This window comes from Microbulbifer sp. THAF38, assembly GCF_009363535.1.
Taxonomy (GTDB): domain Bacteria; phylum Pseudomonadota; class Gammaproteobacteria; order Pseudomonadales; family Cellvibrionaceae; genus Microbulbifer.
Genome location: NZ_CP045369.1, coordinates 1,934,959 through 1,957,626 on the forward strand (window position 1 = coordinate 1,934,959; position 22,668 = coordinate 1,957,626).

Annotated in this window: 16 protein-coding genes and 1 pseudogene; 6 read left to right on the forward strand and 11 right to left on the reverse strand. The window is 49.3% G+C overall.

Annotation, left to right across the window (positions count from 1 at the left end; all coding sequences use genetic code 11):
• Positions 1–32 precede the first annotated feature (32 nt).
• The 3 genes and pseudogenes from FIU95_RS08295 (at position 33) to FIU95_RS08305 (ending at position 2,942) form a co-directional block, all read left to right on the forward strand.
• The gene (locus FIU95_RS08295; RefSeq protein WP_152453199.1) at positions 33–902 is read left to right on the forward strand and encodes a hypothetical protein; all 870 of its coding nucleotides are present in this window, start codon (positions 33–35) and stop codon (positions 900–902) included.
• Positions 883–1,536: a hypothetical protein gene (locus FIU95_RS08300; RefSeq protein ID WP_152453201.1), complete on the forward strand. Its 654-nt coding sequence runs from the start codon at positions 883–885 to the stop codon at positions 1,534–1,536. The genes FIU95_RS08295 and FIU95_RS08300 overlap by 20 nt, the downstream gene beginning before the upstream one ends.
• 389 nt (positions 1,537–1,925) lie before the next feature.
• Positions 1,926–2,942, forward strand: a pseudogene (locus tag FIU95_RS08305) (IS481 family transposase).
• Between the two features lie 28 nt (positions 2,943–2,970).
• Here FIU95_RS08305 and FIU95_RS21705 read toward each other — a convergent pair.
• From FIU95_RS21705 to FIU95_RS08330, 5 genes are all read right to left on the reverse strand, one after another.
• A complete protein-coding gene (locus FIU95_RS21705) occupies positions 2,971–3,531 on the reverse strand; it encodes an IS30 family transposase (RefSeq protein WP_152453204.1) in 561 nt (186 codons plus the stop codon).
• A 79-nt stretch (positions 3,532–3,610) separates the two neighbouring features.
• The gene (locus FIU95_RS08315) at positions 3,611–4,795 is read right to left on the reverse strand and encodes a hypothetical protein (RefSeq protein ID WP_152453206.1); all 1,185 of its coding nucleotides are present in this window, start codon (positions 4,793–4,795) and stop codon (positions 3,611–3,613) included.
• Positions 4,795–5,499 (reverse strand): ABC transporter ATP-binding protein, encoded by a 705-nt coding sequence (locus tag FIU95_RS08320; RefSeq protein WP_152453208.1) that lies wholly within the window; start codon positions 5,497–5,499, stop codon positions 4,795–4,797. Before FIU95_RS08320 ends, FIU95_RS08315 begins: the two co-directional genes overlap by 1 nt.
• Entirely contained in the window at positions 5,496–6,272 is a 777-nt protein-coding gene (locus FIU95_RS08325) for an ABC transporter permease (RefSeq protein ID WP_172975354.1), read from the reverse strand. The genes FIU95_RS08320 and FIU95_RS08325 overlap by 4 nt, the downstream gene beginning before the upstream one ends.
• Positions 6,273–6,276: 4 nt before the next feature.
• Positions 6,277–7,500, reverse strand: coding sequence for a glycosyltransferase (locus tag FIU95_RS08330; RefSeq protein WP_152453212.1), 1,224 nt, complete (start codon positions 7,498–7,500; stop codon positions 6,277–6,279).
• Between the two features lie 120 nt (positions 7,501–7,620).
• Here FIU95_RS08330 and FIU95_RS08335 point away from each other — a divergent pair, with 120 nt between their 5' ends.
• Positions 7,621–8,739 (forward strand): glycosyltransferase, encoded by a 1,119-nt coding sequence (locus FIU95_RS08335; RefSeq protein ID WP_152453214.1) that lies wholly within the window; start codon positions 7,621–7,623, stop codon positions 8,737–8,739.
• Positions 8,739–9,833 carry a glycosyltransferase family 1 protein gene (locus FIU95_RS08340; RefSeq protein ID WP_152453216.1) on the forward strand — a complete coding sequence of 365 codons (1,095 nt, stop codon included), beginning with the start codon at positions 8,739–8,741 and terminating at the stop codon, positions 9,831–9,833. Before FIU95_RS08335 ends, FIU95_RS08340 begins: the two co-directional genes overlap by 1 nt.
• A 237-nt stretch (positions 9,834–10,070) precedes the next feature.
• On the opposite strand, the gene FIU95_RS08345 is transcribed toward FIU95_RS08340, so the two are convergent.
• From FIU95_RS08345 to FIU95_RS08370, 6 genes are all read right to left on the reverse strand, one after another.
• Complete coding sequence (locus FIU95_RS08345) at positions 10,071–11,774, reverse strand: BatD family protein (RefSeq protein ID WP_253868975.1); 1,704 nt, start codon at positions 11,772–11,774, stop codon at positions 10,071–10,073.
• Positions 11,775–11,838: 64 nt separating this feature from the next.
• Positions 11,839–13,716, reverse strand: coding sequence for a VWA domain-containing protein (locus FIU95_RS08350; protein ID WP_152453218.1), 1,878 nt, complete (start codon positions 13,714–13,716; stop codon positions 11,839–11,841).
• Positions 13,713–14,753, reverse strand: a complete 1,041-nt coding sequence (locus tag FIU95_RS08355) for a VWA domain-containing protein (protein ID WP_152453220.1) — start codon at positions 14,751–14,753, stop codon at positions 13,713–13,715. The genes FIU95_RS08350 and FIU95_RS08355 overlap by 4 nt, the downstream gene beginning before the upstream one ends.
• The gene (locus FIU95_RS08360) at positions 14,746–15,297 is read right to left on the reverse strand and encodes a DUF4381 domain-containing protein (protein WP_152453222.1); all 552 of its coding nucleotides are present in this window, start codon (positions 15,295–15,297) and stop codon (positions 14,746–14,748) included. Before FIU95_RS08360 ends, FIU95_RS08355 begins: the two co-directional genes overlap by 8 nt.
• Before the next feature lie 100 nt (positions 15,298–15,397).
• Positions 15,398–16,369 carry a DUF58 domain-containing protein gene (locus FIU95_RS08365; RefSeq protein ID WP_152453224.1) on the reverse strand — a complete coding sequence of 324 codons (972 nt, stop codon included), beginning with the start codon at positions 16,367–16,369 and terminating at the stop codon, positions 15,398–15,400.
• On the reverse strand, positions 16,369–17,340 hold the full coding sequence (locus tag FIU95_RS08370) for a MoxR family ATPase (RefSeq protein WP_152453226.1): 972 nt from the start codon (positions 17,338–17,340) through the stop codon (positions 16,369–16,371). Before FIU95_RS08370 ends, FIU95_RS08365 begins: the two co-directional genes overlap by 1 nt.
• A gap of 315 nt (positions 17,341–17,655) precedes the next feature.
• On the opposite strand from FIU95_RS08370, the gene FIU95_RS08375 reads away from it, so the two are divergent.
• Positions 17,656–22,572 (forward strand): NAD-glutamate dehydrogenase, encoded by a 4,917-nt coding sequence (locus FIU95_RS08375; RefSeq protein WP_172975488.1) that lies wholly within the window; start codon positions 17,656–17,658, stop codon positions 22,570–22,572.
• The last annotated feature ends 96 nt before the right edge of the window (positions 22,573–22,668 follow it).

A 22,668-nucleotide genomic window follows, 5' to 3' on the forward strand; every position in this document is an offset into this window, starting at 1 on the left:
GATACACTCCTCATCGAGGTGAGTTTATTTACTTGTCGGATTACCCTAAGCCTTTAAGTGGAAGCTTTACCTCCTCGGGGGTTTATTGGGATAGAAGGCCGAATAAGGATAGTGGGCTCGCAGTAGAGTTAATTAAAAACGCTGATGTAATCCATATACATAATGCCGTTTATAGAGTTGTTTGTGACGAGATATATGAATTAAATCCTACAGCTTCATATGTCTTTCAGACCCACTCAGGATTAAGGGAGGGGCCATTGTATTTTGATGCTACTGAGATGATGGGGCTTCCATTTAAGCGCTTTTTTACTATTGCTCAAGCTTATCCTCGTTTGTATCAGAATTATGAGCCAGTTCCCAATATAATTAGCTTTCCAGCAAATCCTGAACCTGCTCTCATTGAGGGGGGGAGGCCTCGTGTGCTGTTCTCTCCCACTCATTCACGTAAAGCTCGCTGGGGGGGGAAGGGATCAAAAGTTTTAGAGGAAACTTTAACATCCTTATCTTCACTGGGGAGAATTGAATATGTGAGACCAAAGTCTTTCCTGACGCCCTATGAGTTATTCTCCCTAAGAAAGACATGCCAAATTTCGGTTGATGAAATAATTACAGGAGGCTTTCATCAGGTTAGTTTGGAGGCTTTGGGCGCGGGTACAGTTTGTGTAAATGGATCAGATTACTTTTCAAACCTTTCATTTATGAGCTGCTTGGGGTCATTAGACGAGCCCCCTTTTTTCAGGGTTACTGAAGATGATTGTGTTGAAAGGATGACGGATCTAGTATCATCTCCAGATCTAATTTTGAAGTATCAGCAAGAATCATTACGTTTTTTTGATAATTATTTAAGACCTGAGAAGCTGGTAAGCATTTATGCGCAGAAGTATGAAGAACTCCTCCAATAATATCCGTTCACTTAAAAGGCGGCATCAAGGAGAGGTAGGGGTAGTTTTGGCGAATGGCCCCTCCGCATTAAGCTATGAAAAGAAAAGTGATTCTATTGTCCATATTGGGCTAAATGCATCCCCTTTACTTGAAGAGAGGTGTGGCCTTAGCCTAGACTATTACGTCTTGACAGATAGGCGCTTTTTGCAAAATCCAGAGAAAAGACCTATAGCTGATACAATGCTTGAACGTGATACTCCATGTATTTTGCGTGAAGAGTTGTCGGCAGATTTGACTAAAACTAACGATAATACTTTTTTTGTAAGGTCTATTGGGCGTGATGGCTTTTCTACAGATCTAGAGTCTGGATTTTATTTTGGTTGTAGTACAACAATGCTTGCGTTGCAGTTGGCATATTATTTAGGGTTGAAAAAAATATACCTTGTTGGGGTTGACTTGAAATATAAGCCAGAGCAGCCGCGCTTTTATATGGAAAAAGTAGTTGAGCCTAATGATCCATTTACAAGTGTGCAAGTATGGAATTTTTCTAATGCATACCAAACTTTAAAGATGCTGGATGTTGACCTCTTTCTCTGCAGTGAAGAGTCACTTGCTAGGCCATATATTCCATTCTTAGATGTTAAAGATATTTAGGGAGTTAATAGCTTTGTTGCTATCCGTAGCTTAGAATGCAGCCAACTATTGCTTTCAGTGCTGCGACCTGAAAGCACATGCTGCTTTGCTTGTAAAAAATTAGTATTTTGAATTTGACCTGAAGAAGAGCTTTCTGAGAAGCCGATAACAATCAGGTCAAATTTAACTACTAAACCCAATTCTCTGGGTGAAAGTCTATCGGAATACGCGCTCGCAGATGTAAGAGTGAATTGTTCTCTGGCTTCTTAAAACAAAGATTATGCTGCACATTTGACTGTAGTTTGTGTGTATTAGTTCAGACCAAATCTGACACATTCTCTTGAAAAAGAGGGGTTTACCGGTTTTGATAAAGGTGCCTAAACCTAGAAGCAAAACCAAGGATAAACCCCATGATCGATATTAATGAACGCATCATCAAACACAAGACCGGATTGCTCAATTTGGCAGAAGAGCTCGGTAATATCTCTGAAGCTTGTAAGATGCTTGGTGTATCGAGGGACACTTTCTATCGATACAAGGAAGCTGTTTCAAGTGGCGGCGTGGACGCCCTTCTTGAAAAAAATCAGCGGGTACCCAACCACAAGAACCGTGTTGACACTGCTATTGAAGAGGCTGTGTTGACTTATGCCCTTCAGCAACCTGCCCATGGTCAGGTGCGAGTCTCCAATGAGCTGTGTAAACGCGGTGTATTTGTGTCCCTTAGTGGCGTTCGGAGCATCTGGTTACGCCATGACCTGGCAAACTTCAAATTGCGATTAAAAGCCCTTGAGGCCAAGGTGACTGAGGAGGGGCTGATCCTCACAGAATCACAGGTTCAGGTTTTGGAGAGAAAGCGCCATGATGGTGAGGCTTGTGGTGAAATTGATACCCAGCATCCAGGCTATTTGGGCTCGCAAGATACTTTCTATGCAGGGACATTTAAGGGGGATGGCCGTATTTATCAACAAACCTATGTTGATACCTATGCAAAGGTTGCCCACTGCAAGCTGTATACCACCAAAACACCAATCACTGCGGCAGACCTCCTGAATGACCGTGTATTACCGTTTTACGTGCCCGTACTGCGTATTCTAACTGACCGCGGTACTGAGTATTGTGGGAAGCTAGAGCAGCATGATTATCAGTTATACCTGAGTGTGAACGAAATAGAGCACACAAAGACAAAAGCCAGGCATCCACAAACCAACGGCATCTGTGAGCGATTCCATAAAACAATTTAACAGGAGTTCTACCAACCATCATTACGTCGTAAGATATACGAATCTGCAGAGGAGCTTCAAAAGGATCTAGACGAATGGCTCGCATATTACAATAATGACCCCACCCATCAGGGTAAGAAATGTTGCGGCCGCACACCGGTGGCAACACTTGAAGATGGAAAAGGCATCTGGAGGGAAAATTCGTAAACCAAAATTGACCTGACAGGGCACCTTCTCAGTCACCTATCCGATTCATCCGATCAACAACCGCTGGCCGTTCATCTATATTCACTTTGTTTTTAATCTTTCCGCGCCGATCATACTTACCGTAGCGCTTACGATAGGTCTTTGATGTAATCCTAAGATGCTTGCATAAGTCTCCACCATTTGCCTTATCTAAATAAATGAGTTGGTAGATCGTCTCATGATGTAACGATACACGAGTGTGTTTCTTTAAAAAGCTTGCAGTCTGCTGAGGACTTAATTCTTTCCGAGTTAGGATGTCTATTTGTTGCCATTCTCCATCAGTCACTTTCTGTGCCTTATACACTTGCCGGCGTCTAAGCTCCGAGAGCTTATGTGCTTGCCCTGGGCGATACCCCCGCATGCGTCGCAGCTCTCGGCTGATCGTTGAGGGGTGTCTCTCTAACAGTTTTTCTATTGCTTTTTGAGTGTGTCCGGCTTTTCTCAGGCCGTAAATCTGGTATCGTTTGTTCTCGCTCAGTTGGTAGTAGCTCCTCAGTGTCTTTCTCTTGTTGGTCAGGAGAGATGCCGGCTCTACCAGCTGAGTCCTCACTTACCAATTGCGCTTACTATCCGAAAGCAAGGATTGTAAAAGCTTGATTCTGCGTTTAAGTATCAAAGGTATCTATTTTCTATAGAGCTTTTAGCTTGTTTTTTATCCATATTTTTATGGCGGCAAGAATAATGCTACACAATGAATAGTTTAAGCGCTTCTGATTTCTCGTATGTGACAATATATTTTTTAAAAAATAAGTTTTGGGTGGGGTAAGGTTTTTCTGTTTTTGGAGAAGAAGGTGAATAAGTTCCTCTTGCCTTTCAACTGAGTATAGATGGATAGTGGGAATCATGTCATCTAGACCCACCTTAATAATAGCGTCACTTCTCGAAAAAATTCCGTTACCTACAGTGTAAACAGGCTTCTCGTATATCAGAGATTCTAGCAATACGGTACTGTTTATCCCTAAGACGCAATTAGACTTTGATATCAATTGGTGGAGCGGGGTTTTGTTATCGATTTTCATTCGGCTACTGTTGGGGAGTAGGTCAAGTGGGGAGCTTTGATCAAGAGGGTGTTGGCGTGTAATGATGCTTATATTGGGGGGTACGTGATATTCGGCCCACTCAAGAAAGCTTTTCATGGTGCGAAATGGAGAGAATTTTGTAATGTTTGTGTCCGTCTCTAATTGGAGAGGGATAAATACATACCCATTATCAGATATATTATTATCCTCAAATTTCCCCCTGTATGTCAGTTTCCACTGTTTTATATTTTGCCGCTCTTCCGAGCTAATACTTTTTGGCTTTGTGGTAGAGATCGAGCTTTGTGCATTTACTCCGAGGGGATCTTCATAGTAAGTTCCCGATTGCGGAAACCAGCCAGCTTCCATGAAGGAAAATTTTTGATTTGGATTCATTCTGCGAGAAAGATCTATAAAATCTTGTTGATAATGGGGTAGGCCATTCCAGATTATTATCTTTTCTGGTTTAAAGCTCTCTATCACCTTTTGAAAGCAGTGTGATCGATAGTGTTTTATATCATTAAGCGCTTTTTGAGGGTTTGTTGAAAATTGCTTTGCTAGAGCTTTATTTCTAGGCAAGGCGGTAAAGTTAAATTCGCTTGTTGCAATCTTTGCTTTTATTATGTTTGTGCAGTTTACGCTGTGAGGTTGACTTATGTGGTTCCTGGTAAGAAGCTGCACCTCTTCTTCAACTAATAATAAAATATCATTTCCAAGTTCGGACTCTTTACGTGCGGCTGCTAAGATTGTATCTGCGCGCTGAATATCTGGCATTGGCTCGTATATAAGAACGCGCATTATTTCTGTGACTCTTCATAAGCTGCCACCACAGACTTGCTGTCTCCGTATTGGGCCACAACACCATTTTCAATCCATACAGCCTTATTGCAAAGCCGCTTGACAGTTTCTGCAGAATGGGATACTAAAACTACGGTGTCTCCTGAAGTAATTTTCTCCTTCATTACTGCCTCTGACTTTTTCCTGAACTTTGAATCCCCAACAGCTAGAATTTCATCAATTAATAAGACGTCAGTTTTTAAATGGATTGCCACAGCCATCCCAAGTCGCTGTTTCATTCCTGTAGAGTAGTTTTTGACTGGCCGATCAAAAAACTCCCCAAGCTCGGCGAATTCATTGATTTCATCAAGCTTGCTTACAATAAAATGTTTTTTTAGGCCCATCATCATCCCACTAATTACCGCATTTTGGCGACCAGAAAGATTTTGATCATAGCCGACAGTTAAAGAGAGTAGCGCCGTTCTATGTCCGTGGTTGGTCACCTTCCCTCCATCAGGCTTGATGATACCGTTCAGCAGACGAAGTAGAGTGCTTTTCCCTGCACCGTTGCGACCAAGAACTCCAAGCGAATCCCCCTCATAAAGCTCAAAACTAATATCTTTCAGTGGGCTGTAAACACTGGTTGCTCGGGTAAAGGGGATGCCTGAGCGATAGGTCACCCGTACATTCTTCAGGCTAATGGCTGACTTCTTTCTTTCGCTCATTGTTGCATCAGTGCTCTTGCGAATACGGGATTTAGCTTTCTCATTATCAGCCTCGCTAGGGCATAAAGCGATATAGCTGCGCAGGTGTAAATTGCCAAGCTAGATACATTAGGTATTTGGTTATACATCAATATGTCGCGGTAGCTCTCAATAATCCAGACCATTGGATTGTAAGCGAGAATATCTTGAATGTTTTCTGGTAATGAGCTGACGGTATAGAGGATGCCTGATCCATACATGCCGAGTCGTAGCAAGTGAGGAATCAAGTTAGAGAGATCTGGTACAAATGGAATAAGCGCGCTGGCGATCAGGCCGCAGGCATAATTCAACAGGAGTTGTATTAACAGAATTAATGGAAGGTAGATGTAGCTCCATGTGGGTGGATACCCCATTATCCATAACCCAATTAGCAGTAGCATAAACACAATACTGAACTTGAAGGTGTCCATGACGATATTAATAGATGGAAGTACTACTTTGGGGAAATTGACTTGGCTGATTAGTGCATGATTTTGGGTAATAGCAGCTGAGCAGTGGCTGACGCATTGGGCAAACCACTGCCAAACTACCAATCCCACAAGAAGGAAGGGGACAAAGTCATCTGTTCCTCTTTGAAATACAACGGCAAATATAAAGTAATAGATCGCCATCGAAAAAATGGGCTCTATGATCCACCAGAGGAAGCTCAAATAGGTTTTCGAGGCTTCAGATCGTAAATTACATAGCGCCTTGTAGAAGACGATGTCTCTATGATGTTTTTGTAGAAAAATCACGGGGTTAAAACACTTTTTGGTATTCGGATAAAATTTTGTCAGAAACTTCTTTGGAGGATAACCCCAAAGTGGGGCAACTTATTTTCGATATGTCTTTTCTTGCTATATATAGCAACTCTTTCAATTTGTTCGCATCATTAACAGGGAAAACGGAGATTGGGGAAAGTAGCTCGGCACAACCTGGAGTATTAGAGGCTAGAACAGGCTTTTTCCTCGCGGCAGCTTCAAGCAGCACTTGGGGTTGATTTTCTGGTGAGTTGCTGGGTATTACTAGCAAGTCTAAAGAGTCTAAAAATTCTTTGCTCTGTGATTCGCTAAGCTCGCCGGTATATTCAGTAATTTTATAGGAGCTTAGGCACTGTTTGGCATATCTGTGATCGGATATTCTTCCTGCGACTTTAAGTTTGACTTTTGAATCACCAAGGTCATTTAATGCATGGGTGAGGGTATGGAGGCCTTTGTGTGGTGCAATAGCGCCAAGAAACCCAACTACGAACGGGGTAGTGTTCGTCTGTCGGTGAGGTACTGTTTCAAACCAAGTATCTGAAAGGCCTGCAGGAATATAGTGGCAATTACTGAGTGAGTAGTACTCTTTTATCCGTCTCAGGCTTGTTTTTGAGAGGCAAATTACCTTTCTTGCTTTATTTAGAGCTGAGGCCAGGATTTGCTTACGGTTCTTGCTTTCTGGCGCTGTTGCGAATGTGGTGTTCTTTAAGTGTAAAATTTTAGCAATATAATTTCTGGTAACTGGAAGCTGAGAGACGGTTTTTACTAACTTGTTAGGGTGTGTTTCTGCAATGCAGCGGAAGCAGGTTTCATAGTCAGCAAATCCTGAGCAAAAATCGCCGGATCTAAGAGTCAATGTATGCTTGGGGCAGAGCCACCAGAAGTCAGTGATTGAGATGAAGTAAGGAATGTTTAGGTTCTGGGCCGCCCCCAGTAAATTAATGCCTATATGGGCTGGATTAACCATATGGACGACATCGGGTTTCAGCTCAGAAAGTAAAGCCTGATAATTTTCAATCGAATCACCCTCGGTGGTTCCCCAGCCAAAAGTTGGGAGCTTAATTAGGCGAATTCCGTCTTCGTCAATAAGTGTGGGATCGGTTAGTATCCCTTCAGGATCGCCGCCCGCAACTATGACATCACAACCGCGCTTACTTAGATCTTGAGCGAGATTGCGAATGTATTTTTCGGTTCCCTGGTTATACCCGGGCCCGAATTGCATGGTACAGAATAATATTCTCACATTGACACCGGGGTTACTGGGGCGGTTATTATACCTTAATGTGTTATAAAACAATAGGTTATCGGCAGGCCCGTACCCCTTCTGTTAAGTGAGTCTCCTTTGAATCCTGAGCTTGAAGTTCTCCACTGTTATCGAACCTTTTATCCTGAGTCACAAGGAGGGGTTGAGCAGGTAATTTTAGAAATCGCACAAAAAACAGAAAAGTGTGGTGTTCTCACTCTGGCTGATTCCCCCCGCAGTCTGAAGTTGAATGATCATTTGCCCGTAATTGCCAAGAAGCGTTGGTTCTCGATCGCTTCATGTTGCGTAGGTCCAGGTTTATTGGGGGCTTTGTATCAAACTAAAGCAAAGCTATTGCATTTTCATTTTCCGTGGCCATTCGGTGACTTGTCATATTTCCTGGTCGGTCGGTCACGCCCATTGGTCGTGACTTATCATTCAGATATAGTTAGACAGAGGTTGTTAGGTGCCCTCTATCGACCTCTCATGCATAGATTCCTGGCCCGTGCGGATCGCATTATAGCCACGTCACATAACTATCTGGAAAGTAGCCCGGTTCTTGCCGCTTATAGGGATAAAGTGAAGGTGATTCCCCTTGGTGTATCCGAGCAGGGGTACCCTGAACCCTCGGATAAGACAGCGGAAAGCCTCGAGATGCAATTTGGCCGAGGCTTTATGCTGTTTGTGGGTGTCCTCAGGTATTATAAAGGGCTCGAGTACTTGGTCCGAGCGGCTGCAAATCAACCTTATCGTGTTGTTATAGCTGGCAATGGGCCTGAGGCTAGTCGTTTGAAATCCTTGGCTGCTCAACTGGGGGCAACCAACGTACATTTTGCCGGTTTTGTCAGCGATGAAGAGAAGGCCGCGTTGATGAGATTGTGTCGAGCAGTAGTTTTCCCCTCTCATTTACGTTCGGAGGCTTTCGGCGTAACCCTGATTGAGGGATTGATGAATAGTAAACCCCTCATTTCCTGCGAAATTGGCACCGGAACCAGTTTTGTCAACCAAGATGGAGAAACGGGCTATGTTGTGCGCCCAGCCGACCCTATTGCACTTCGAGAGGCAATGGAAAATTTATGGTCCGATTCTGTGAAAGCAGAGGAAATGGGGCGCGCTGGTCGTTGTCGTTACGAGAGGTTATTTACTGCTGACAAAATGGCTGAAGCTCATCATCAGCTCTACCGAGAGGTTCTCATGGAGAGGGGGTTGGTAGATTAATGGCCAAAATAGCAGTGGATGCTCGGCCACTTTCGATTCCCACTACGGGTATCGGTCGTTATACCCTTGCAGTTTTGGAGCGAATGCTGAGTAGCGAGCATCATTGGTACCTTTACAGTCACCAACCTCTGCTGGTTGATTTTGAGTCGCTTCCTAATGTGACTGTGCGATCGGCAAATATTCAAAAGGGAAGTCTCAGTACTTTCTTTGCTCAGATGGTTTTTCCCCTGTGGGCCTGGAAAGATGATGTAGATTTATTTTGGTCTCCCCGCCACCATCTACCCCTTTGCCTTGGGCGATCGATATCGAAGGTGTTAACAATACACGATTTGGTATGGCAGCGTTTCCCTAAGACTATGTCGCGTTTGGGTCTACAGCTTGAAAGACTGCTGATGCCTCAGGGTGTTAAGTTGGCTGATTCAGTTATTGCTGTTTCAGAAGCAACGGCAAATGAATTGAGGCAGTCATTTCCCAGCTGCGCTGAAAAGATTGTGACTATTTATGAGGCCCCTTTTCTAGAAGTTTCTGAAGTACCTGGCCCTCCAGGCGAGTATTTTCTTTTTGTGGGTACTATTGAGCCTCGCAAGAATCTCAAACGCTTGCTCGAAGCATATTCCTTATATCGAGAAAGAGTTACTGATCCACTCCCTCTGAAAATTTGTGGTGGTAAGGGCTGGGGTATGCCGGAATTGAAGGGAAAAGTCCAGGAGTTGGATCTAGAGGAGAGTGTTGAGATTCTTGGCTATATAACTGATGACCAATTGCCTAAGCTCTACCGGGAGGCGAGAGCGCTACTGATTCCTTCGCTATACGAGGGCTTTGGCTTGCCAATTGTCGAAGCTTATAGCCAGGGAACACCGGTATTGACAGCAAACCGAGGAGCTATGGCTGAAGTTGCCGGAGATGCGGCAGTTACGGTCAACCCTGATTCGACAGCAGAAATTGCCCATGCACTTGCTGTGTTGACTCAAGACCTTGAAAGAGTATCAGAATTGCAGTTCTCCGCACTGAGAAGGGCTGGGGAATTCTCATGGGATAAAGCGGCAGCCGAGACTCTTTCAGTGATTGAGTCAGCTTTAAATCGGGCCCGATAACGGCGGTGGGCTGAAGCCACTAATTGAGATTGTCTTAACGAAGCAATTACGATATTGGCCTTATATGCATATAGGAAGGCTGAATAGACTTTTGGGGTCTGCTTTTCTATGGGGAGTAGGGCCATGCCAGTTTGTTAGGTTGCATAAGTTTGGTGGCTCAGGTCTGACCCAATAGGGTAGTTGCAAAAAATGAGTAACTGCCTCGTCAAATCTGAGCTAGTGCACATCAAGTAAGCATCAGGTAAACAGTTTCGGTAACTCTCCCACCTCCGAAGCCTCTTCCATATCTCTGTCTCGGCTCATCAACCTATCAATCAGAACTTTGACCTTCACCACATTTAACGGCTTTATTGGTTCTTGATAGATGGCGGCACTGAGCAGCGACTGAATTTCTTCCAACTCCTCAAAACCAAGCTTGTGTGCAATCTCACTTAAGTTATTTCCGCTTACATGGGGCCAGCGTTGCTGTAGCCAGTCGAGCAAGGCTTGCTGAATGTGTCTGGGGTCTTCACTTTCAATCGCTTTCTTTAATCTCGCCTCTTGGTGCATCTTCTTTGCTGACGTTGCCTGGGCTGCAGGTTGCTTTGGGCGCTGTTGGCGATACCGGTAGAAGTAGAAAACCCACAGTAGATGGGAGGCAAGGGCGGCGATAGCTAGGTTACGCCAAAAATGATCTTGTTCTTCCAGAGTTTTAGTGCCGGGAACAAGGGTGGGGAGGTTTCCGGGTTCTTGATTTTGAGGGGCGGCTGCAGCAGTACCGCTGACCTTAAAGCGGAAAGCGGGAAGTTGGGTGGCGCGCTGTTTTTGGCTCTTGGTATCCCACCAGGTGAGTGTGACTGCGGGCAGCTGGTAATCGCCAGGCTGGGTGGCGACGATTGCGGTGGTTTCTATGCGGCTACCAGTGACGCCATTAGGGCCTACCTGATCTTCCTGTTGTGGTTGGTCGGGGTAGGTTTTAAGGCCTTCAATGTCTAACTTGGGGAGAGGTGGTAGCTGGGCTGCGCGCAGGCCCTCAGCCCGTATGGTAAGAATTCGGGTAATAGGCTCGCCAACGGTAAAGGTATCCGGGTCTTGGCTCCAGCTTTGCACGATTCCCAGGCTTGCGGCAGGCAGCCAGTGGGCACCGCTGTAGCTGTCAGGCTTGGGAAGAACCTCGATGGTTTTTGCCTGGGAGCGCAGGCGCAGCCTCTGGCTGTTGCGATTGAACAGTGAGAAGGGGTCTCTTCGCCCGGCAACGGCGACATAAGTCAATGCGGGAATAGAGAGCTGGCCAGAGCTATCGGGAAAGATGGCATAAGTCAGTTCGTATACGGCATGACTGACGCCATCGAGTTTGCGCTCATAGCGTTGCTCATCAACCTTTTCTACATGGGCACCGGCTACTTGTAATGGCTCGGTGGCGATATCGTGCAGTCCGATAGTTGTGTACAACCGCACTTTAACTAGCAGCTGCTCTTGTACGTAGACCTTGTCTTTATCTAATTCGATCTCCAGAAAAGCCTTACGATCAGCGCCATTGGGGGCGCTGCCAGCCTCGCTGACTTTTATGGGGATTGCATCTGAAACTTGCCCTTTATAGTGCAATGAAGGAATAAATAACTCTCCTTCCCGTTTTGGTGCCAGTGTGAGCATCCATTCGACAAAGCTCTCTGCACGACCATTAATTACCCGGTATTGGTTGGATTGTTGACGAGAGAGAATGTCAAAATCCTGCTCCAGTAATTCGAAGTCGGGCTGGCCGCCATTCTCATCACCGGAGTAGCGCACGCGTAAATTCAGGGTTTCATCGATACCAATTTTATTGCGATCCACACTGGCATTGAGATCACTGGCCCAGCCGCTGGCGGGCAGGCAAAAGAGAGCCAGTAAAAATAGCAGGCAGTGAAGTCCTGAAAGATCTAGTGGGCGAAATAATTTATGGTCCTTAAAAAAGCTATCCATAAGCCTTCCTGAAGTTTGGTCACATCTAAAAACAGAGATCATGTTTTGCATTGTGGGTATCTATCTACCACCTTTGGGTAGCGCCGTTTTCAGGGGGCTCCCACTCGCCACTGCGATAGGCACGCCGTCTCTGCAAGCTTTCGTATTTGAATTTTTCCCGCATTAAACCGGCGGGGTCATCGGGAATTTGACGTAGCCATTGGTCCAGGGCCTGCTGGGTTTCTGGGTCCAATTGGCGCTCCTCGGCTCCGGCTGGTTGGGGCTCTCCTTGCTGTTCTTTTTGCTCTTCTTCGCCCTGTTGGGCTTGTTGAGACTGCCGCTCCTGTTCATTTTGTTGCTGCTCAGCTTCTGCAGGCTGCTGTTCGGCTGATTGATCCTGTTCCTGGCCGGATTGTTGCTCGGAGGACTGGGGTTCGCCGGAGGAGGGTTGTTGCTGGTTCTCCTGCTGCTGATCCTGTTGATTTTGCTGTTGGTTGCCGGCCTGCTGATCCTGTTGCTGATCTTGCTTGTCTTGTTGTTCTTGTTGATCACCGGATTGCTGTTGATTTTGTTGTTGCTGGCGCTCTTGAAGTTCCTTGAGTTTCTCGGCAATTTCTCGGTTGTGTTGTGCATCGGCGAATTGAGGTGCTTGAGCCAGAGCCTGGTCATAGGCCTCAATGGCGCGCTCATAGTCGCCCTGCTGCACTAGGCTGTTACCCAGGTTGTATAGGCCCTGGGCATCATTGGACTGGGCAAAGTCCTGCTGGGCAGCAGCATAATCACCGGCGCGATAATTTGCGGTGCCGCGCCATTCTGGGTTGCGAAAAGTTTCTGCGGCTTCGGCGGACTCCCCTTTGTTGAGTAATTCCTGACCCTGTTGATCTTTGCGTTGCCAAAGATCCTTCCATTCTAAAGCCTGGCTTTCACTCGGCAGTCCCAAGGTTAGGGCGAGGGGCAGGGTGCAGGCGAGGGCGCCTCGGCGAAACAGCAAGGCGGCAAACGGTAAGAGAAGAAGGATCAATAGGGGGCCTTCGTCGCGCCATTGGTCAAATTCTCGCTCAGTCAGCTCGGCTTGCTCGGGGGTTTCGCTTTGCGGAAGCAAGTGCTCTATGTCGGCGTCGTTGACGGTAATCTTGGCGTAACGGCCGCCGCTGTCTCTAGCCAGTTTGCGCAGCTCCCGTGGGTCAAAATTGGAAATCACAATTGCGCCATTACTATCTGTGACGAAGCCGCCACTATTGCCGCGGGGGATTGGGCTGCCCTCGCCACTGCCGACTGCGAGAATGTTGAGCTCAACTCCAGCCTCCGCCAGGGATTTGGCGACAATATCCGCAGCCGCTGGCTCAATGCCGTCAGTGACTGCGAGCAGTTGTCCGCGCCCAGCAGAGCCATCCTTGAGCAGGCGAATACCGGTCTGTACAGCCATTTCGATGTTGCTGCCGGGTACCGGCATAATCGCAGGCGATAATGCCGGAACCAAGTTGGCGATAGTGGCGGTATCTTCTGTCAGTGGTGTGACCACATGGGCTTCGCCTGCATAGGCGACCAGGGCAGTCAGTCCGTCTTTGCGCTCACGAAGAATATCCAGAATTTTTAACCTGGCGCGGGTGAGACGATTGGGAGAGAGATCTGTCGCCATCATGGAGGGAGACAGGTCCAGTAAAATCACCAAGGCGTCCTGGTTGCTGTAGACCGGAGTGGGCAGCTTTCTCCAAGAGGGTCCCGCCATAGCGATAATCATGGTGGCGAGTAATGCAAAGATTAGCCCGAATAACCAGGGGCGCTTGGCGCCGCCGCGCATTAACAGGTGCGGTAACAGATCTGCATCAATCACCTTTTGCAGTTGGGCATTGTTCAGAACGATTTTGCCCAGGCCCCAGCAAATGAGAGCTGCGGGGATTAATAGCCACAGCCAGTAGGGACGGAGAAAATGAAACGATTGGAGTAGCTCAGGTGTGCTCACTGTGCCTGGCCTCCGTTGGTAGTAGCTTGTTTATTGCCGTTGCCGGAATATCTGAAATTAGTGGTGAGAGGGGCCACTGCCCAGATGGCAGACAGGAATAGGGCTACTCCAAGTGGCCATACAAATAGGGACTTCAGTGGGCGGTAGCTTTCTGCTTCCTGTTCCACAGGTTCCAGCTCATCCAATTCCGAATATATCTCTGCCAGTTCCTGGGGATTATGGGCGCGGAAATAGCGGCCGCCAGTTGTATCGGCAATTGTCTGCAGGGTTTTGCTGTCGAGATCCCTGGAGGGGTTAATTCTTCGGCTGCCATAGCGGCTGCCCAATAAACCCGGTTGAACCATCTCTTCAGCACCCACACCGATGGTGTAGACGGTGATGCCTGCTTGCTGTGCCAGCTCGGCGGCTTTTAGTGGAGACACTTCGCCGGCGGTATTGGCGCCGTCGGTGAGTAGGATTAGCACGCGCTGTTCGGCTGGACGCTGGGTCAGGCGCTTAACAGACAGGCCGATAGCATCCCCTATGGCGGTACCCTGGCCGGCGAATCCGATTTGGGCTTCGCGCAATAGGGTCCCTACAGTTTCCCGGTCGTAGGTCAGTGGCGCCTGAAGATAGGCGCGGGTGCCGAAGAGTACCAGGCCCAGGCGATCGCCCTGGCGCCGCTCTACAAAGTCCCCTACCACCTGTTTGACTGCATTAATACGCATCGCTGGGCGTCCGCCCAGAAGCATGTCGGGAGTCTCCATGCTGCCGGATATATCTACCGCAACCAATAGATCCCTCGCGCTACTGGCTTGGGAAATTGGTTCTCCATACCAGCGAGGCCTCGCCGCGGCACAGATCAGCAGTAACCAAATCAGAGCGAGCAACATTAAATTTAGGTAGTTGCTTTGCTCTCCACCGCCGCGCTGAGAGAGCTCAGAGTAGAAGGGTACTTTCAAGGCGCTGCTTAAAGGCTTTGAGCGGGGCAGTAGCCACCGCGCGAGCAGCGGTAAAGGGACTAGTAGGAAAACCCATGGCCAGGCAAACTCAAACACCGGCATGCTCCTTACTCACTTGTGACTCGGAGTCTTGCGCCGTTAATTGGTGCTGCAGGACCCATTGAATAGCATATTGGCGAAAAGCCTCGCTATTCTCTGGCTTGGAAGAGCCGCGATAAAGTTGTTCGAGCAACGCTTCCCGAGCTTCGTCAGGACATTTCAGAGAGGCGCTGTCTTCTAAAAAACTCAACCATGCGCTACCGGTGAGATTGCCACAGTGCGCTCTGCTAAAAGTGGTTACAGCAACGCGTTTCAGAATTTCGTTGATCTCTCCAGTCGCTTCAGGCCGGCTTACATCCACCGCATTTAATAAAGCAACGGCTTCAATTTTGTAGCGGTTGCGCTCGGCCTGCTTGCGCCGATGTCTGATCCACAGGGTAATTCCAAGCAAAGAGAGAAGTATCAATAATGCGAGTAGCCACCAGCCAGGCGCGGGTGGCCACCAGCTTACAGGAGCCGGTTCCTGAATGTCGTGTAGTTGGGCCAGTAATTCCTGGGCCTCGGGTGAGGGGGGTTGCAGTTGCTGCTGTTTTCTCAGCATGGTTGCCCCTCCACTGAAGTTATTGGGTTGGTGGTGCCAATCGCTCCAGTTAAATAAAACCTACCAGGTGAAAATTCAGTGTGTTCCCTATCGCTCACGGCTACTGCCTTTTATTTTTATGCCAACCGTTTTGCTGGCGTGAACCGTAAAAAGACATTAATTCCCCGACAAGGGGTTTTGTATTGTCAAAATCCAACAGCGGAAGTCGATGTCGCCGGCATAATTGTTCCACATCGGCGCGGGTCTGGGCCTGCTTTTCTGCAAAATGCTCACGCAGGGGGCGGTTGCCTGCGTTTAAAAATGTGCGTTGTCGGCCATCCGAAATTGTCAGGGACTGATCGGGTAAATGCTGTTCCAGTGGATCGGTTATTCGCAGTACCTGTAAATCCGCGTGCCTCGACAGCAAATACAAAGACTGGGAGCATTGCTGATTCAGGTCATGACAATCACTAATAAGAAAAAGTGCACTGCCGGGGCGGGCGATACGGCGGGCCTCCTCCAGTAGAGTTTGCATGGATTGGCTGCCATTCTCAGCGATAGGGCTCTGTAATTTGGATGCCCTGTCTACTGCGCTGTGAATCATCGCTAATACGGCGTGATGGCTGCGCTTAGGGCGCACAGTGTCTATGTCTTTATCAGAAAAGAGCAGGGCACCGATGCGGTCGCTGTGTTGCAGCCCAGCCCAGCCCAGTGCAGCGGCGATGCCGCTCGCTGCGACAGACTTGAAAGCGCGGTGGCTGCCGAAAAACATCGGTGAGCGCAAATCGAGCAGGATAACAATGGGCCTCTCCCGCTCCTCCTGATACAACTTGGTATGGGTTGTGCCAGTGCGCGCAGTTACACGCCAGTCGATTGAGCGCACGTCATCGCCGGCTTGGTAATCCCTTACTTCTTCGAAATTCATCCCGCGCCCACGGTAGCGGGTAAGGAGGTTCCCAGCCTGGTCGCTACGCACCAGGCGAGGTTTAAAGAGCTGTAACTGGCGCGCAACATAGCGCATTTGCACCAGTGAGTTGACTTCTGGATAAGCGCCGCGCAGGTCCAGTTCTGATGGCGGTGTTGCGGTGTGCATCAGATAGCCGGCACCTGTTGCAGCAGGCGTTGAATAACCTGGTCTGTAGTAATGCCAGCGGCTTCGGCTTCAAAACTGAGTAGCAGGCGATGGCGTAAAATATCCGGGGCCACATCCATGACATCATCTGGAGTCACAAAATCGCGGCCTGCTAGCCAGGCGCGTGCGCGGGCACAGCGGTCGAGCGCAATTGTTGCCCTTGGACTTGCACCAAAATCTAGCCATGATGCCAGCTCGCTGTCATACTTCGCCGGCTCGCGCGTAGCAATGACAAGTTGGACAGTATAGGTTTCCACGGCCTCGACCATCTGCATTTCCAGAATCTGGTTGCGGGCCTGAAAAATGGTTTCCTGGCTGATAATTTCGGTAGGGCGATTTTCGCCAAGGGTGGCCTCGGATCTGGCCAGGCGCAGGATTTTTGCTTCCGCCTCGGCATCGGGATAGGCAAGATTCACCTGCATGAGGAACCTATCCAACTGAGCCTCAGGCAGAGGATAAGTCCCCTCTTGCTCAATAGGGTTTTGGGTGGCCATCACTAAAAATAATTGCGGCAGCGGATAGGTTTTTCGACCCACACTAATTTGCCGCTCGGCCATAGCCTCCAACAGTGCCGATTGCACTTTGGCGGGCGCGCGGTTTATCTCATCCGCCAGGATCAGGTTGTGAAAGACTGGTCCCGGTTGAAAATGGAACTCTCCGGTTTCCGGCCGGTAAATGTCGGTACCGGTAATATCAGCCGGCAGCAAGTCTGGCGTGAATTGAACTCGATGGAAGTCACCCTCAATAGCTTCGCCCAGTGTTTTGATCGCCTTGGTTTTGGCCAGGCCTGGAGCCCCCTCTACGAGCAGGTGTCCATCGGCAAGCAGAGCGATCAGAATACGATTAACCAGCGTCTCCTGGCCGATGATCTGCTCTTCCAGCCAGTCGCCCAATGCGATGATGTGATCTCTAATATTCCGGTTTGCTTCCATAGCGTCTCTTCTTCTGTAAATGTGCCCGCCCAATTAGTCCGGGTGGCTATCTACCATCTTTTATATATAGTCGCCGCCAAAGCGATGGGGCCTGTTGATTTTAGCGGCACCAGTAGAAGAGGCAACCACCGAACACCCGCCCACTTTTTAGGCGACATTCTTGAGGTGGCGTTGGTGCCACTCACAAGGTTAATTGAAAGTTTAATTTTTTGGACTCGCCCCTGCAGCACTTCAGGGATGAGATGACGATCTTTTCGGATCTACAGTCATAGGATTCGATGTGACAAAAATGAGATTGGGAGGTTCCCCGTGAATATGGCGACGGTGATTACCGACAGCCGTGAAGAGTTAGTGGCACAGATTTGTGAACTGATTCGCGATAAGTTGTCATCTGATGCAGAGCCGGTGGTGGCTTTTGCGCAGCAGTTTCTGCACCAGTATCCACTGGAAGACCTGCAGGGCCGACGTCTGGTAGATATCTACGGTTGTATCTACACCTGGTGGAACTTTATTCAGCAACGTTCTGATGGCCTGCCCAAGGTGCGCATCTTCAATCCGCGCCTGGAAGACGATGGTTGGGAATGCTCGCATACGGTAATAGGGCTACTGGTACGGGATATGCCATTCCTGGTGGACTCGGTGCGTATGGAGGTCAACCAGAAAAATACGGTTATCCATTCCATTAAGAGTACCGTGCTGCAACTCGAGCGCAGTGCCGGCGGAAAATTAAAGCGCCTGCTGCCACCCAGGGATGAAATTCCCAACCTGACTTTTGAACATATTACGGCTAAAGATCACAAGCCTGCCAAAGGGGCGAAGTTAGTCAGTGAGGCCCTCATTTATATTGAGGTCAACCATGACACTTCGGCGAAGTTTGCCTCAGAGCTCACTGCGGCCCTGAAAGATGTTCTCGGCGATGTGGAGTTGGTGGTTGATGATTACGCGCCCATGCTCGAGACCTGTGGCGGTATGGAAGGGCAGCTGAAAGCCGGAGTATCTGAGGACGATACCAATCTCCTTGAGGCCTGCGCGTTTTTACAGTGGATGCGGGACGGCAACTTTACCTTTCTCGGCTACCGGGAGTATGAGTTCAGTCAGGTAGGCGACAAGAAAATTCTCAGTGAGGTGGAAGATCGCCGCTTGGGTATTTTCAAGAAGCTGGAAGAAGCAGCAGCGCCTATGCCCGAAACGGCTTTTAGCGAAGGCAAGCAGCGCTTTTACCTGGGGCCCAACTATCTGACTTTTGCCAAGTCCTCGGTGAAATCCCGCGTACATCGCAGCGCTTACTCAGATTATGTCATGATCAAGCGCTATAACGCCGAGGGCGAGGTAATTGGTGAGTCCGCCTTTATGGGGCTCTATACCTCACCAGTTTACACAGAGAGTCCAGCCAAGATCCCTATTATCCGACGCAAGATGGCCTCAATTATTGAGTACAGTGGTCTCTCTGGTTATGGGCACGATGGTAAGGCGCTGCGCCGTATTCTGGATACCTTTCCCCGCGATGAACTGTTTCAGAGCAGCACCCGGGAGCTCTTCGATGTTGTGATGGGGGTACTCAGCCTGAATGAGCGCGCCCATGTTCGCCTGTTTATGCGCAGAGACCTTTTTGGGAAATTTGTTACAGCCACTGTGTATGTTCCAAGGGACCAGTTCAGCAGTAGCGTACGCGAATTGATTTGTGCTCATATCTCCAAGGCGATCAAGGCCAAAGAGTCTGATTTCACTACCTATTTTTCTGAATCCATCCTCGCGCGCGTGCACTTTGTTTTCCGTATCTCGCCCGATGAGCCTGTCGATATAGACGTAGCGCTGCTGGAGGCGCAGATTGTGGATATTACCCGCTCCTGGGAAGATGTTTTTCAAAGATCCTTAGTTGAAAGTAGCGGAGAGGAAGAGGGTAACCGACTTTTCCGAATTTTTGGCCGCGCCTTCCCGGCAGGTTATCGGGAGGATTTTGAGCCGCGCATCGCCGTACAGGATGTGGCGGCAATCCAGGATCTCAACGAAAACAACCGGGTGGCGATGAGCTTTTACCAGCCATCGGGAGCCGCTCAGGGCAGTTTGCGCTTCAAGGTATTTAACTGGGGCAGTGGTCTGACCCTCTCCGATGTGATTCCCGTATTGGAAAACCTAGGCCTGCGGGTAATCGGAGAATTCCCTTATACTATTCGTCCTTCCGGCAGCACCGATGTTTGGATGCATGAATTCCACCTGGAATTTGGTCTGCCAACGAAAATCGATGCGCAGGCATCCCGTGGCCTTTTCCAGGATGCGTTTGCTGCAATCTGGAGCCATACCGCTGAGAGCGATGCCTTTAATCGCCTGGTGCTGGCTGCGCGCTTGAACTGGCGCGAAGTCTCTATGCTGCGCGCCTATGCACGCTATCTCAAGCAGACAAAGTCCAGTGCAAGCCAGAGCTATATTGCCGCAACCCTGGCTAGCCAAGTGGAAATCACGCGCAATTTAGTGGCCCTGTTCCGCGCATTGTTTGATCCGCGTTTGAGTAGTGGCAAGCAAGAGCAAACCCGCGTGGAACGGTTGATTGCCAAAATTCACGATGGTCTCGATGCCGTTGAGAACCTCAATGAAGATCTGGTATTGCGCCGCTATCTTGAGTTGATCCTCGCCACCTTGAGAACCAACTTTTTCCAAACCGGAGCCGATGGTCAGCCCAAGGACTATATCTCCATCAAGTTCAGCCCGCGGGATATTCCCGGTATTCCCGAGCCGCGTCCGGAATTTGAAATTTTTGTCTACTCCCCAAGGGTGGAAGGTGTACACCTGCGTGGTAGTAAGGTTGCCCGCGGTGGCCTGCGCTGGTCGGATCGCCGGGAAGACTTCCGCACAGAGGTCTTGGGTTTGGTAAAAGCCCAGGCGGTAAAAAATGCGGTGATTGTCCCTAGTGGCGCCAAGGGCGGTTTTGTTGTGCGCCGCCCCCCTGCAGATGGCAGCCGCGAGGCCATGCTGGAAGAGGGCATCGCCTGCTACAAAACCTTTATCCGCGGCTTGCTGGATATCACGGACAACCTGAAAAACGGTGAGATCGTCGCGCCCGAGCAGGTGGTGCGTCGGGATGAGGACGACCCCTACCTGGTGGTTGCTGCGGACAAGGGAACGGCGACGTTTTCCGATATCGCTAATGGTATTGCCGCGGATTACGGCTTTTGGCTGGGGGACGCCTTTGCCTCGGGTGGTAGTCAGGGTTACGACCACAAGAAGATGGGTATTACCGCTCGCGGAGCCTGGGTTTCAGTGCAGAGGCACTTCCGTGAGATGGGAGTGGATGTTCAGAAAGAGGACTTCTCTGTAATTGGTATCGGCGATATGGGTGGCGATGTGTTTGGCAACGGTATGCTGTTGTCTGAGCATATCCAGCTAAAGGCTGCGTTCAACCATATGCATATTTTTATCGATCCGAGTCCCGATGTGGCAAGCAGTTTTGAAGAGCGCAAGCGTTTGTTTGAGCTGCCTCGTTCCAGCTGGAGGGATTACGATCACACCTTAATATCAAAGGGTGGCGGTGTCTTTGAGCGCAGAGTGAAAGCGATCAGTATCACGCCAGAGATGAAAGCTGCCTTCGATATCAAGGAAGACCGACTGACGCCCAATGAGTTGATCAGTGCTCTGTTGCGTGCGCCGGTGGATTTGATTTGGAATGGTGGTATCGGTACTTATGTTAAGGCCGGGACGGAAACTGACAGTGAAGTGGGCGACAAATCCAACGACCATTTGCGCGTTAACGGCGCGGAGTTGCGCGCTAAAGTTTTTGGTGAGGGTGGCAATCTGGGTATGACCCAGCGTGGGCGTATCGAGTATGCCCTTAACGGTGGCCGTTGTAACACAGACTTTATCGATAACGCTGCGGGCGTGGACTGTTCCGACCATGAGGTGAATATCAAGATTCTCCTCGATAAAGTGGTGGCGAATGGCGATCTTACCGAGAAGCAGCGTAACCAGCTGCTGCATGGTATGACCGATTCGGTGAGCGAGCTGGTGCTGCATAATAACTACGACCAGACCCGCGCATTGAGTGTGGCGGAATACCAAGTCTCCAAGCGTCTGGATGAGTACCGCCGTACGATTAATACCCTGGAAGAAGATGGCCGATTAAAGAGGGCCCTTGAGTTTATTCCCGATAATGAGCAGATTTCTGATCGGGTACACAAGGGTCAGACCCTGACCCGGCCGGAACTTTCCGTTTTGATTTCCTACGTGAAAGTGAAGCTGAAAGAGGAGCTACAGGAGGCGGAGATTACCGATAACCCTCGTGTGCGCGAAGCGGCCGAATCCGCCTTCCCGGCAGCATTGGTAGAGCGCTACAAAGACCAGGTATACGAGCATCCTCTGTTGCGCCAGATCGTTTCCACTCAGGTGGCCAACGAAATGGTCAACAGTATGGGGATTACCTTTTACAACCGCATCAGTACCGCAACCGGAGCGGATATTAACGATGTCGCTGCGGCCTATATCAGTGCCCGCGATGTTTACAAGATGGTGGAGTTCCAGCAACAACTGGCCGAGCTGGATTACAAGGTGCCCGCAGAGCTGCAGACCGAACTGCTCAACTCTATGATCGGCCGGGTTCGACGCGCAGCCCGCTGGTTCCTGCGCAATCGCCGCAGTGATTTGGAGCCAGCTCAGAATTGTGCCCTGTTCCAATCTCAGGTGCAGAGAGTGATCAAGGCTCTGCCCAAAGTCCTTAGTGGCGACCCATTGGGGGAGTGGGAGCAGCGCTACCAGAAACTGCTAGAGGCTGGTTTGCCGGAAGAGATCGCCCTGCTGTCTGCGTCGCCGACCTATCTCTACTCGGCTCTGGGTATTTCTGAATCAGCCTATGCCAGTGACCGGCCGGTGGAGGAAGTGGCTAAAGTCTACTTCAGCCTCTCCGATGAGCTGAATTTGCACTGGTTTGGCAACCTGATTGTGGATCTGCCAGTGGATAGTTTCTGGCAGGCCCAGGCTCGCGAGACCAGTATGGATGATTTGGACAGTCAGCTCGCTACCCTGGCCGTCCATATCCTGCGTCTCGCCAGTGCTGAGAATTTGGATGTAGATAGTGCAATGTCTCGCTGGGGCGCTATTATGGCGCCAGCTATTCAGCGTTGGCACACTATGATTGCCGAGCTGAAGGCTGCTGCCGTCGGTGATTTTGCGATGTTTACAGTAGCGTTGCGCGAGTTGATGTACCTCGCCCACGCAACGGCCGATCGCGAAACCTTGGCGGAATAGGCCGGTGCAAGCCCGTGAAATCGCTGGAGGTTCTCCAACTTTCAGAGATCACGGGCGGTAATGAAACTCTACTCCCGTTCGTTTGCTCCGGGCGAA

Excerpts from the sequence above, each read along its gene's own strand:
- FIU95_RS08375 (WP_172975488.1), top strand. The coding sequence starts at position 17,656 with ATGGCGACGGTGATTACCGACAGCCGTGAAGAGTTAGTGGCACAGATT.
- FIU95_RS08345 (WP_253868975.1), bottom strand. The coding sequence starts at position 11,774 with ATGGATAGCTTTTTTAAGGACCATAAATTATTTCGCCCACTAGATCTT.
- FIU95_RS08330 (WP_152453212.1), bottom strand. The coding sequence starts at position 7,500 with ATGCAATTCGGGCCCGGGTATAACCAGGGAACCGAAAAATACATTCGC.
- FIU95_RS08370 (WP_152453226.1), bottom strand. The coding sequence starts at position 17,340 with ATGGAAGCAAACCGGAATATTAGAGATCACATCATCGCATTGGGCGAC.
- FIU95_RS08360 (WP_152453222.1), bottom strand. The coding sequence starts at position 15,297 with ATGCTGAGAAAACAGCAGCAACTGCAACCCCCCTCACCCGAGGCCCAG.
- FIU95_RS08320 (WP_152453208.1), bottom strand. The coding sequence starts at position 5,499 with ATGAGCGAAAGAAAGAAGTCAGCCATTAGCCTGAAGAATGTACGGGTG.
- FIU95_RS08300 (WP_152453201.1), top strand. The coding sequence starts at position 883 with ATGAAGAACTCCTCCAATAATATCCGTTCACTTAAAAGGCGGCATCAA.
- FIU95_RS08340 (WP_152453216.1), top strand. The coding sequence starts at position 8,739 with ATGGCCAAAATAGCAGTGGATGCTCGGCCACTTTCGATTCCCACTACG.
- FIU95_RS08365 (WP_152453224.1), bottom strand. The coding sequence starts at position 16,369 with ATGCACACCGCAACACCGCCATCAGAACTGGACCTGCGCGGCGCTTAT.
- FIU95_RS08315 (WP_152453206.1), bottom strand. The coding sequence starts at position 4,795 with ATGCGCGTTCTTATATACGAGCCAATGCCAGATATTCAGCGCGCAGAT.